The sequence below is a fragment of the Burkholderia torrens genome, assembly GCF_984668525.1.
Genome location: NZ_OZ480211.1, coordinates 2,912,793 through 2,924,219, shown reverse-complemented (window position 1 = coordinate 2,924,219; position 11,427 = coordinate 2,912,793). Strand labels below are relative to the sequence as shown.

General features: G+C 69.4%; 10 protein-coding genes. 7 read left to right on the top strand and 3 right to left on the bottom strand.

Annotated features, from left to right (window positions below):
- Positions 1-81: 81 nt before the first annotated feature.
- The 5 genes from fba to AC5LXX_RS13520 all read left to right on the top strand — a co-directional run bounded on the left by fba (position 82) and on the right by AC5LXX_RS13520 (position 5,124).
- The gene (fba, locus tag AC5LXX_RS13540) at positions 82-1,146 is read left to right on the top strand and encodes a class II fructose-bisphosphate aldolase (protein WP_050014549.1); all 1,065 of its coding nucleotides are present in this window, start codon (positions 82-84) and stop codon (positions 1,144-1,146) included.
- A gap of 223 nt (positions 1,147-1,369) precedes the next feature.
- Entirely contained in the window at positions 1,370-2,260 is an 891-nt protein-coding gene (locus AC5LXX_RS13535; RefSeq protein ID WP_175032501.1) for a phosphoribosylaminoimidazolesuccinocarboxamide synthase, read from the top strand.
- 15 nt (positions 2,261-2,275) lie between these two features.
- Entirely contained in the window at positions 2,276-2,797 is a 522-nt protein-coding gene (purE, locus tag AC5LXX_RS13530) for a 5-(carboxyamino)imidazole ribonucleotide mutase (protein ID WP_069257477.1), read from the top strand.
- A gap of 90 nt (positions 2,798-2,887) precedes the next feature.
- A complete protein-coding gene (locus tag AC5LXX_RS13525) occupies positions 2,888-4,084 on the top strand; it encodes a 5-(carboxyamino)imidazole ribonucleotide synthase (RefSeq protein WP_493409770.1) in 1,197 nt (398 codons plus the stop codon).
- Positions 4,085-4,095: 11 nt separating this feature from the next.
- Positions 4,096-5,124, top strand: a complete 1,029-nt coding sequence (locus AC5LXX_RS13520) for an L-threonylcarbamoyladenylate synthase (protein ID WP_493409769.1) — start codon at positions 4,096-4,098, stop codon at positions 5,122-5,124.
- A gap of 80 nt (positions 5,125-5,204) precedes the next feature.
- On the opposite strand, the gene AC5LXX_RS13515 is transcribed toward AC5LXX_RS13520, so the two are convergent.
- The 3 genes from AC5LXX_RS13515 to dacB all read right to left on the bottom strand — a co-directional run bounded on the left by AC5LXX_RS13515 (position 5,205) and on the right by dacB (position 9,216).
- Complete coding sequence (locus AC5LXX_RS13515) at positions 5,205-6,344, bottom strand: SGNH/GDSL hydrolase family protein (RefSeq protein ID WP_493409768.1); 1,140 nt, start codon at positions 6,342-6,344, stop codon at positions 5,205-5,207.
- Positions 6,345-6,439: 95 nt separating this feature from the next.
- Positions 6,440-7,354, bottom strand: a complete 915-nt coding sequence (locus AC5LXX_RS13510) for a sterol desaturase family protein (RefSeq protein ID WP_493409767.1) — start codon at positions 7,352-7,354, stop codon at positions 6,440-6,442.
- Positions 7,355-7,683: 329 nt separating this feature from the next.
- Entirely contained in the window at positions 7,684-9,216 is a 1,533-nt protein-coding gene (gene dacB / locus AC5LXX_RS13505; RefSeq protein ID WP_493409766.1) for a D-alanyl-D-alanine carboxypeptidase/D-alanyl-D-alanine endopeptidase, read from the bottom strand.
- A 186-nt stretch (positions 9,217-9,402) separates the two neighbouring features.
- Here dacB and AC5LXX_RS13500 point away from each other — a divergent pair, with 186 nt between their 5' ends.
- Together AC5LXX_RS13500 and AC5LXX_RS13495 are read left to right on the top strand one after the other, a co-directional pair.
- Positions 9,403-10,065 carry a response regulator gene (locus tag AC5LXX_RS13500; protein ID WP_124453804.1) on the top strand — a complete coding sequence of 221 codons (663 nt, stop codon included), beginning with the start codon at positions 9,403-9,405 and terminating at the stop codon, positions 10,063-10,065.
- Between the two features lie 3 nt (positions 10,066-10,068).
- Positions 10,069-11,415, top strand: a complete 1,347-nt coding sequence (locus AC5LXX_RS13495) for an ATP-binding protein (RefSeq protein WP_493409765.1) — start codon at positions 10,069-10,071, stop codon at positions 11,413-11,415.
- The last annotated feature ends 12 nt before the right edge of the window (positions 11,416-11,427 follow it).

Sequence of the window (11,427 nt, the reverse complement as noted above, 5' to 3'; positions counted from 1 at the left end):
GCCGCGCCGCCCCGGTCCAATCGGGGCCGGCTGCCGCGCCGGCGTCAGGGCGCACCGGTTTTCATTCCAAGGAGTTCCACAATGCCTCTCGTATCAATGCGTCAATTGCTGGACCACGCGGCAGAGCACGGTTACGGCCTGCCGGCCTTCAACGTGAACAACCTGGAGCAGGTCCAGGCGATCATGGCGGCGGCGGACCAGGTCGGCGCGCCCGTGATCATGCAGGCATCGGCCGGCGCGCGTAAGTACGCGGGCGAGCCGTTCCTGCGCCACCTGATCGAAGCAGCCGTCGAGTCGTACCCGCACATCCCGGTCGTGATGCACCAGGATCACGGCCAGTCGCCGGCAGTCTGCACGGCCGCGATCCGCAGCGGCTTCACGAGCGTGATGATGGACGGTTCGCTCGAAGCCGACGGCAAGACGGTCGCGTCGTACGAGTACAACGTCGACGTGTCGCGCAAGGTCGTCGAGATGGCGCACTCGATCGGCGTGACGGTCGAAGCCGAACTCGGCGTGCTCGGCTCGCTCGAGACGATGAAGGGCGACAAGGAAGACGGCCACGGCGCGGAAGGCACGATGACCCGCGAGCAGCTGCTGACCGATCCGGAGCAGGCCGCCGACTTCGTGAAGCTCACGCAGTGCGACGCGCTCGCGATCGCGATCGGCACGTCGCACGGTGCGTACAAGTTCTCGAAGAAGCCGACGGGCGACATCCTGTCGATCCAGCGCATCAAGGAAATCCACGCGCGCATCCCGAACACGCACCTCGTGATGCACGGTTCGTCGTCGGTGCCGCAGGAGCTGCTGGCCGAGATCCGCGAATTCGGCGGCGACATGAAGGAAACCTACGGCGTGCCGGTCGAGGAAATCCAGGAAGGCATCAAGCACGGCGTGCGCAAGATCAACATCGACACCGACCTGCGTCTCGCGATCACCGGCGCGATCCGCCGCTACCTGTTCGAGAACCCGGGCAAGTTCGATCCGCGCGACTACCTGAAGCCCGCGCGCGAAGCGGCGAAGCAGGTTTGCGTCGACCGTTACCTCGCGTTCGGCTGCGAAGGCCAGGCCGGCAAGATCAAGCCGGTATCGCTCGACAAGATCGCCGAGCAGTACAAGTCCGGCGCGCTCGCGCAGGTCGTGCGCTGAGACTGTAGTACGATTGCCCCCGCCGCAAGGCCGGGGCTGGCCGCCCGGTTGCCGGATCTGATCCGGCCCCGGCAGCCGTTCCGTCCGGCCGAACAAGGGCCGGCCGGCAACCGCCGGGCGTTGTCGCCCACCGGTTCGCCGACGTATTGCAAGACCGCCGTTCCCGCCTGCCGCGGGGAACGGCGTTTCCCTTTTTGTTTGGCTCCTTATCTGCGAAAAGACGATGTCTACCCTTTACGAATCCACGCTCCGCTCGCTGCCGCTCCTCGGTCGCGGCAAGGTCCGCGATAACTACGCGGTCGGCAACGACAAGCTCCTGATCGTCACGACCGACCGTCTGTCGGCATTCGACGTGGTGATGGGCGAGCCGATTCCGAACAAGGGCCGCGTGCTGAACCAGATGGCGAACTTCTGGTTCGACAAGCTCGCGCACATCGTGCCGAACCACCTGACGGGCGACGCGCCGGAAGCGGTCGTCGCGGCCGACGAGGTCGAGCAGGTGAAGGGCCGCGGCGTGGTCGTCAAGCGCCTCGAGCCGATCATGATCGAAGCGGTCGTGCGCGGCTACCTGGCCGGCAGCGGCTGGAAGGAATACCAGGCGTCGGGCGCCGTGTGCGGCGTGCAGCTGCCGGAAGGCCTGCAGAACGCGCAGAAGCTGCCCGAGCCGATCTTCACGCCGGCCGCGAAGGCCGAGATGGGCGAGCACGACGAGAACATCACGTTCGAGGAAACCGAGCGCCGCATCGGCACCGAGCTGGCCGCGACGATCCGCGACATCTCGATCAAGCTGTACAAGGAAGCGGCCGACTACGCGGCGACGCGCGGCATCATCATCGCCGACACGAAGTTCGAATTCGGCCTCGACAACCACGGCAAGCTGTACCTGATGGACGAAGCGCTGACGGCCGATTCGTCGCGCTTCTGGCCGGCCGACCAGTACGAAGTCGGCACGAACCCGCCGTCGTTCGACAAGCAGTTCGTGCGCGACTGGCTCGAGGCGCAGCCGTGGGGCAAGACGGCGCCGGCGCCGGCGCTGCCGGCCGACGTCGTCGAGAAGACGGCCGCGAAGTACCAGGAAGCGCTCGAGCGCATCACCGGCCAGTCGCTTGCCTGATCGAGGAAAGGAACAATGAGCGAAGTCCAGACTGCCCACACGCACAGTGCGCCGCTCGTCGGCGTGCTGATGGGTTCGAGTTCCGACTGGGACGTGATGAAGCACGCGGTCGCGATCCTGCAGGAATTCGGCGTACCGTACGAAGCGAAGGTCGTGTCCGCGCACCGGATGCCCGACGAGATGTTCGACTATGCGGAGAAGGCGCGCGAGCGCGGGCTGCGGGCGATCATCGCGGGCGCCGGCGGCGCCGCGCACCTGCCCGGCATGCTGGCCGCGAAGACCACGGTGCCCGTGCTCGGCGTGCCGGTCGCGAGCAAGTACCTGAAGGGCGTCGATTCGCTCCATTCGATCGTGCAGATGCCGAAGGGCGTGCCCGTTGCGACGTTCGCGATCGGCGAGGCCGGCGCCGCGAATGCCGCGCTGTTCGCCGTGTCGATCCTGTCCGGCCATTCGGTCGACTATGCGAACCGGCTCGCCGCGTTCCGCGTGCGCCAGAACGAAGCCGCGCACGCGATGGTGCTGCCGCCGCTGGAATGACGGCATGGCGCGCGGCCGCGCGACGCGGCCGGCGCCGGATTTTCCCACTGCGGCGGGCATTTCCGCGTTCCGCCGCGACCGACCACTGACATGACCGCAACTCCTGATTCCGTTTCCCCGATCCTGCCCGGCGCGTGGCTGGGCATGGTCGGCGGTGGCCAGCTCGGCCGCATGTTCTGCTTTGCCGCCCAGTCGATGGGCTATCGCGTCGCCGTGCTCGACCCCGATCCGACGAGCCCCGCCGGCGCGGTCGCCGACCGCCACCTGCGCGCGGCGTACGACGACGAAGCCGCGCTCGCCGAACTGGCCGATCTGTGCGACGCGGTGTCGACGGAGTTCGAGAACGTGCCGGCCGCGAGCCTCGATTTCCTCGCGCGCACGACGTTCGTCGCGCCGGCCGGCCGCTGCGTCGCGGTCGCGCAGGACCGGATCGCGGAGAAGCGCTTCATCGAGGCGTCGGGCGTGCCCGTCGCGCCGCACGTCGTGATCGAATCGTCGGCGGCGCTCGCCGCGCTCGACGATGCCGCGCTCGGCGCGGTGCTGCCGGGCATCCTGAAGACGGCGCGCCTCGGCTACGACGGCAAGGGCCAGGTGCGGGTGAGCACCGCGCAGGAAGCGCGCGACGCCCATGCGGCGCTCGGCGGCGTGCCCTGCGTGCTCGAGAAGCGCCTGCCGCTGAAATACGAAGTGTCGGCGCTGATCGCGCGCGGCGCGGACGGCCGCTCGGCCGCGTTCCCGCTCGCGCAGAACGTGCACCACAACGGCATCCTCGCGCTGACGGTCGTGCCGGCGCCGGCCGCCGATGCCGCGCGCGTCGCAGAGGCGCAGCAGGCTGCCGTGCGGATCGCCGATACGCTCGGCTACGTCGGCGTGCTGTGCGTCGAATTCTTCGTGCTGGAAGACGGCTCGTTCGTCGCGAACGAAATGGCGCCGCGCCCGCACAACTCCGGCCACTACACGGTCGATGCGTGCGCAACGAGCCAGTTCGAGCAGCAGGTGCGCGCGATGACGCGCATGCCGCTCGGCAACCCGCGCCAGCATTCGCCGGCCGCGATGCTGAACATCCTCGGCGACGTGTGGTTCCCCAACGGGGCAGCGGCCGATGCCGTCACGCCGCCGTGGGACACGGTCGCCGCGATGCCGGCTGCGCACCTGCACCTGTACGGCAAGGAAGACGCACGGGTCGGCCGCAAGATGGGCCACGTGAACTTCACGGCCGAGACGCGCGACGAAGCCGTTGCCGCCGCCACCGCGTGCGCGCAGCTGCTGCGCGTGCCGCTCGACTGAGGCGCCGGCCGATGCCCATCGATCTCCCGAAGTCCGTGACGCTTGCCCAGATCGACGCGGCCGCCGCGCTGCTCGACGCGGGGCAGCTCGTCGCGTTCCCGACCGAGACCGTCTACGGGCTCGGCGGCGATGCAGCGAACCCCGAAGCCGTCGCGCGCATCTACGCGGCGAAAGGGCGGCCCGCGAACCATCCGGTGATCGTGCATCTGCCGCCGGGCGGCGATCCCGGCTATTGGGCCGACGACCTGCCGCCCGACGCGCACGCGTTGATCGACGCATTCTGGCCGGGCCCGCTGACGCTGATCCTGAAGCGCCATGCACGCATCCCGGACGCCGTGAGCGGCGGGCAGGATTCGGTCGGGCTGCGCTGTCCGTCGCATCCGGTCGCGCAGGCGCTGCTGGCCGCATTCAGCGCGCGGCGCGGCGGCCACGGCGGGGTGGCGGCGCCGTCCGCGAACCGGTTCGGCCACGTGAGCCCGACGACCGCGCAGCACGTGCGCGACGAATTCGGCGACACCGTGCACGTGCTCGACGGCGGCGCATCCGAAGTCGGCATCGAATCGACGATCCTCGACCTGTCGCGCGGCTTCCCGGCGCTGCTGCGCCCGGGCCACGTGACGCCGCAACAGATCGCCGACGTGCTTGGCCGCGCGCCACAGCTGCCGGACGGCAGCGATGCAACGGCACCGCGCGCGTCGGGCACGCTGAAAGCGCATTACGCGCCGCGCACGCCGCTCGCATTGCTGCCGTTCGATGCGCTCGGACCGCTGCTCGCGGCTGCGCAAACCGATGGCGAACGCGTTGCGCTCGTCGCCCGTGCATCGCGCGCGGGGCACTGGGCGCAGGCCGACGGCGTGCATTTCGTCGCGGCGCCGGAAGATCCGCAAGCCTATGCACGCGACCTGTACGGGATGCTGCGCGCGCTCGATCGTGCGCAAGTCGCACGCATCCTCGTCGAGAAACTGCCCGAGACCGTCGAATGGATCGCGGTCAACGATCGCCTCGGCCGCGCGGCGGCCGCGTTCGAAGCGCGCGACTGACGTCCGTTTCGCTTCACGCATGAAAAACGCCCGACCGGCGAACCGGTCGGGCGTTTTCGTTTGGGCGCGTGGCCGGCCGCTTACTTGCCGACGCCGGACTTCGCGATCTGCTGTTCGACGAACTGCGCGAACAGTGCGTGCAGGTGCGTCGTCGGGTGGACCGTGTCGGCGAACATGTAGGTCTGGTCCGCGTTCGCGACCGTGTAGGTCTGCGGCGAGCAGAACAGCGACGAGCCGAATGCGGTTGCGTTCGCGACGCCGTACTGCGTGGCGGCCTGGACCATTGCCTTCAGGTTGCAGGCGGTGTCGGTGTTCGACACGCTGAAACCGTTCGCCTGGTAGTTGGCCGCGATGCCGTCCTGCCACGTGAACACATCGACCACCGCATACTTCGTCGGGTCGACCTTCAGCGCGGCGAGCGTGCCGACGAGCGTCTTGTTGAACAGGCCCGACAGTTGCGTGAACGCAGCCTGCGTGCCGCCCTGCAGTGCGAGCGGCGTGCCGCCGATGTCCGGCACGTTCGCGACGAATACGTGCGTCGCGCCGGCCGCGACGATCTGCTGGACGATGCCGCCGAGCTGCTGTGCGGCCAGGCCGATCGCCTGTGCGGCCGCGAGCTGCGCGGCCGGCGTGTTGCCTTGTGCCTGCGCGACCTGCGCCTGGTAGAAGATGTCGTTCGCGCCGCCGTTGACCAGCACGATCTGGCCGGCGTTGAAGCTGCCGTGCTGCGATATGTACTGCTTGACCTGGTCGGCGATCGGCGTCGTCGTGGCCTGCGCGTAGTCGGCGTTCGGCACGCTGGCGTCCGCGTGGCCGATGCCCGGCTGCAGCGTCACGCGCGAGCCGCCTTGTGCGTAGCCGAGGCCGCCGGTGGCCTGCAGCGGGATGCCGAAGCCGCCCTGGTTCGCGGGCTGCAGCGTGTCGCCGTAGTACTGCGCGACGTTCTGCGTCCACACCTGGCCCGGGTTGGTCGTGAAGCGGCCGCCGCCGAAGCCGAGCTTGATCTGCGAGTAGGTGCCCGCGTCGGACAGGCTGTCGCCGAACGACACGATCTGCATCTTCACGCCCGACGGCGGCGTGTTCGATGCGCTGCTGCTGTTGTTGTCGTCACCGCCGCCGCACGCGGCGAGCAGCGCGAGCGCGGCGCCGGCGATCGCGGCCTGCGCGGTGCGCAGCATGCGCTGACGGGTGCGGGAAGGTGCGTGTTGTTGTGTCTGCATCGTTCGATCTCCTCGTTGATATGGCCTGATGTGTTTCTCATCTGCCGCGTGCCTGCTCGGTTCCGGGCTGCGCGGCGGCCGTTGGCTGAAACGGTTTATTGGTTACGCGCAGCCGCCATCGGCACGGTGCGCGGGTCCTGGTTCGCGGCCTCGGCAATCTGCGCATGATAAGCGCTCGCCCATTCGGGCGGGCCGAAAATCGCGCGCAGCTTGTTGCGCCATCCGTCGACGCGCAACGCGTCGGACGCCATCGACACCCACTCGTGGAACGTCGCGACGAGCGGGTTGTTCGAGCCGAGCCGCTCGACGATCCCGTACTGCGGCGGGTCGTCGGGCGTTTCTTCGACATAGCTGCCGAACAGGCGGTCCCAGATCACCAGGACGCCTGCGTAATTGCGGTCGATGTAGCGTGCGTTGCGTGCATGGTGTGCGCGGTGGATCGACGGCGTGTTCAGCACGTATTCGAGCCAGCCGAGCTTGCCGATCGCCTGCGTGTGCACGAAGAACTGGAACGCGAGGTTGATCAGCACGATGCCGACGACCTGTTGCGGCGGAAAGCCGGCGAACGCGAGCGGCAGCCAGAACACCCACATGCCCGCGACGGGGTACATCAGGCTCTGGCGGAACGCGGTCGAGAAATTCATCCGCTCGGACGAGTGGTGCACGACGTGCGCGGCCCACAGCCAGCGCACGCGATGGCTCGCGCGATGGAACACGTAGTAGAGGAAGTCCTGGGCGACGAACAGCACCGCGAACGACAGCCAGCTGTCGTGCCACGTGAACAGGCGATAGTGCTGGTAGCAGTACGCGTAGACGGGGATCACGAACAGCCATGCGATCTTGTCGGCGCCCTGGTGCATCAGCGCGAGCGCCGCATTGCACAGCGTGTCGCGCCACGCATAGAGATGGTCCTGCGCACGGGTGCGGGCGAGGTGCCAGGCCTCCCACGCGATGCAGAGCAGGAAGACGGGCGCCAGCGCGAGCAGAAGCAATTCGACGTCGAATCGCATGGGCGTGTCTCCTTCTTTCCCCTGCAAGCCATGAGGCCGGGCGTATGGCCCGTTGTAGATATCGGTCAGGCCAACAGCCTACGCAATCGCCACGCGCTAGGCGAGGGGGCAGCGTAGAGGGTTCCCTCTGAGGACAGGGTTTCTACGGAAGCCTCGCGGCGCGGGGCCCGGCGGTGCGGCCCTGTTTTACGGGCGCGATTGGCGCACGGCGCGTCGCGCGCCGGCGGCGGAGGCGTTTCAAACCGGGGAGGGCGAAATTCCGTGTTCGGAGCGGCGGAAAACGGCTCGGGCCGCCCGAGAGGGCGACCCGATGCGCGGGGTGCGGCGCGTCAGTGCGCGCCCGCGTAGATCCACTCGAGCAGCGTGTCGTGCGCGGCGCGCGCGCCTTCCGCGTGATCGTTGTTGATGAAGCTGACGACGATGTAGCTCTGGCCGTCGGCGCCGCCGACATAGCCCGCGATCGCGCGCACGTCGCGCAGCGTGCCGGTCTTGATGTGCGCGTTGCCGAGCACGCCGGCGTTGGTGAGGCGGTTCTTCATCGTGCCGTCGATGCCGGCGATCGGCAGCGAATCGACGAAGGTCTGCGCGACGGGGCTCGCGTTCGCGGCCTGCAGCAGCGCGGCGAGCGACAGCGCGCTCACGTGTTCTTCGCGCGACAGGCCCGAGCCGTTCTCGAGCACGAGATCGGGCATCGCGATGCCGTTCTTCTGCAGGAATGCCTGGATCGCGCGGCTCGACTGTTCGGGCGTCGCGGGCGGCTTGCCGCTCACCGCACCGATCGTCAGGAACAGGTTGCGCGCCATCACGTTGTTGCTGAACTTGTTGATGTCGTAGACGATGCTGCCGAGCACCGGGCTGTGATGCACGGCGAGGGGCCGCGCGGTGGTCGGCACCTTGCCTTCGCTCACGGGCCCTGCGATCGTGCCGCCGTCCTGCTGCCACAGCGCGAGGAAGCCGCGCGCGAAGAACGTCGTGTGATCGAGGATCGCGAGGTTGGTCGTGTGCGCGCCGCAGCGCAGCGGATAGTCGCCCGCGAACGAGGCCGTCATGATCCCGCCGCCGGCCGACAGCGTCGGGCGCGCGGCCGCGGCGGCCGCGCTGCACGAGCCCGAGCCTTCGACGAGCTGGTTGTCGATCGACAGGTTCGCGAGCGGCGGCAGCACGTCGACGGCCACCTTGCCGTCTTCACCCGGCGTGACCGTGAACGATACGGCCTTGAACGCGTAGAGCAGCGGATCGGGGCCGACGTTGTACGGCGCGCTGGCATCGTCGTCGAACGACGGCAGGTCGCGCGTCGACGCCGCAAAATAGCTCTTGTCGAGCACGAGGCCGCCGGCCACGCGCTTGACGCCGGCCTTGCGGAGCTTGTCGACGAGGTCGATCAGCTCTTCGGGCACGAGCTTCGGATCGCCGGTGCCCTTGATGTACAGGTTGCCCTGCAGCGTGCCGTCGGGGTCAATGGTGCCGTCCGTGTACGCGGTCGTGCGCCAGCGGTAGTCGGGGCCGAGGATCGACAGGCCCGAGAAGGTCGTCACGAGCTTCATCGTCGAGGCCGGCAGCATCGGCCGGCTCGCATTCCACGCGATCAGCGGTTCGGGATCGCCAACGCGCTCGACGACGACGCTCATCGCCGAGGCCGGCACCTTCGCGCGCTGCAGCGCGACGAGCACGGACGCCGGCAGGCCGGCCGCACGCGCGGCGGGCGATACGACGGCGGTCTTGCGCGCTCCCTTGGGGGAATGCTTGCGGGCCTGCGCGGACGGTGCGAACGCGAGGGCCGTGCAGGTGGCGACGACGGCGGCTGCGCGCAGGCACAGGCGGGCGCGGGGGGCGAACCGGACGGAAAGATCGGAAATCGGCATGGGCGAATACGGGAGAAGCAGGGGCTCGGGCAGGGCGCGCGGCGGCGCCGAAGCGCACATTGTAGAGACAAGTCCGCGCAGGCCCCTTGCAACCCGCCTTACTGTTGCATTGCAGGGTGCCGCGCACGCGATTCGCGGCGCTACAATGGTCGGCGTGTTTGACTCGCCCCATGGATGCCAGTCCCGATGCGGATACTGCTTGTCGAAGATGATCGAATGATTGCCGAAGGCGTGCGCAAGGCGCTGCGCTCGGACGGCTTTGCGGTCGACTGGGTGCAGGACGGCGACGCGGCGCTCACGGCGCTCGGCGGCGAGACGTACGACCTGCTGCTGCTCGATCTCGGCCTGCCGAAGCGCGACGGCGTCGACGTGCTGCGCACGCTGCGCGCGCGCGGGCTGTCGCTGCCCGTGCTGATCGTCACCGCGCGCGACGCCATTGCCGACCGCGTGAAGGGGCTCGACGCGGGCGCCGACGACTACCTCGTCAAGCCGTTCGACCTCGATGAACTCGGCGCGCGGATGCGCGCGCTGATCCGCCGCCAGGCCGGGCGCAGCGAATCGCTGATCCGCCACGGCGCGCTGACGCTCGACCCCGCTTCGCACCAGGTGACGCTCGACGGCGTGCCCGTCGCGCTGTCCGCGCGCGAGTTCGCGCTGCTCGAGGCGCTGCTCGCGCGGCCGGGCGCGGTGCTGTCGAAGAGCCAGCTCGAGGAGAAGATGTACGGCTGGGGCGAGGAGATCGGCAGCAACACGGTCGAGGTCTACATCCACGCGCTGCGCAAGAAGCTCGGCTCGGACCTGATCCGCAACGTGCGCGGGCTCGGCTACATGGTCGTCAAGGAAAGCTGACGCGTGAGGTCGATTCGTCATCAATTGCTGATCTGGCTGCTCGCGATCGTCGTCGCGGGCGTGGGCATCGCGGGCTGGCTCATCTACCGGCAGGCGCTCGCGGAAGCGAACGAACTGTTCGACTACCAGCTGCAGGAAATCGCCGCGGCGCTGCCGTCGGAGCCGTTCTCGCAGGTGTTCGGCTCGCGCACCAACGGCGACGAAGGCATCGTGATCCAGATCTGGAACCGCAACGGCGTGCTGATGTATTTCTCGCATCCGCGTGCGCCGATCGCGCCGCGCGCGGAACTCGGCTTCTCGACCGAGCGCACCGATCGCGGCGAATGGCGCGTGTACGGCGCGATCGTCGGCGACAACGTCGTGCAGCTCGCGCAGCCGCTGTCGGTGCGCAACCGGCTCGCGGCGAACGTCGCGCTGCGCACGCTGTGGCCGTTGATCGTGCTGCTGCCGTTTCTCGGCGCGGCTGTCTGGGTGATCGTCGGGCGCGGGCTCGCGCCGCTCGGCCGCGTGACGCGCGCGGTCGAGGCGCGCCGGCCGGAGGCGCTCGATTCGCTGCCCGACGCGCGCCTGCCGCTCGAGGTGCAGCCGCTCGTACGTGCGCTGAACGGGCTGCTCGCGCGGCTGTCGGCCGCGCTCGATACGCAGAAGGCCTTCGTCGCCGACGCCGCGCACGAACTGCGCACGCCGCTCGCGGCCGTGCAGATCCAGGCGCAGCTCGTCGCCCGCGCGAAGGACGACGCGTCGCGCCGCGAGGCGGTTGCGGATCTCCTGGACGGCGTGTCGCGCGCGACGCGCCTCACCGAGCAGCTGCTCGCGCTCGCGCGCGCCGAACCGGACGGCGCGACGATGCGCGAACCGGTCGACCTGCAGACGCTGCTCGCCGAATGCGTGGCCGCGCACGCGCCGCTCGCGCAGCGGCGCGACATCGATCTCGGTTTCGAGGAGACGCGCGCGGCGAGCGTCGTCGCGGACGTCGGCGCGCTGCGCGTGATGTTCGGCAACCTGCTCGACAACGCGGTGAAGTACACGCCGGACGGCGGGCGCATCGACGTGTCGCTGACCCGCGACGCGGCCGGCCGCGCCTGCGTCCAGATCGGCGACAGCGGGCCCGGCATCCCGGCCGACGAGCGCGAGCGCGTGTTCGACCGCTTCTACCGCGACAGCTCCGCGCGGGCACGCACCGACGTCGCGGGCAGCGGGCTCGGGCTCGCGATCGTCAAGCGCGTCGCGGCCCAGCAGGGCGCGACGGTGTCGCTCGGCGACGCGGCGGCGGGCGGCCTGCTCGTCAGCGTCGTGTTCCGCGACGCCGAGATGCCGGCCGAGGCGCCGCAGCCGTCCGAATCCGCGTGAAGCGTGCCGCCG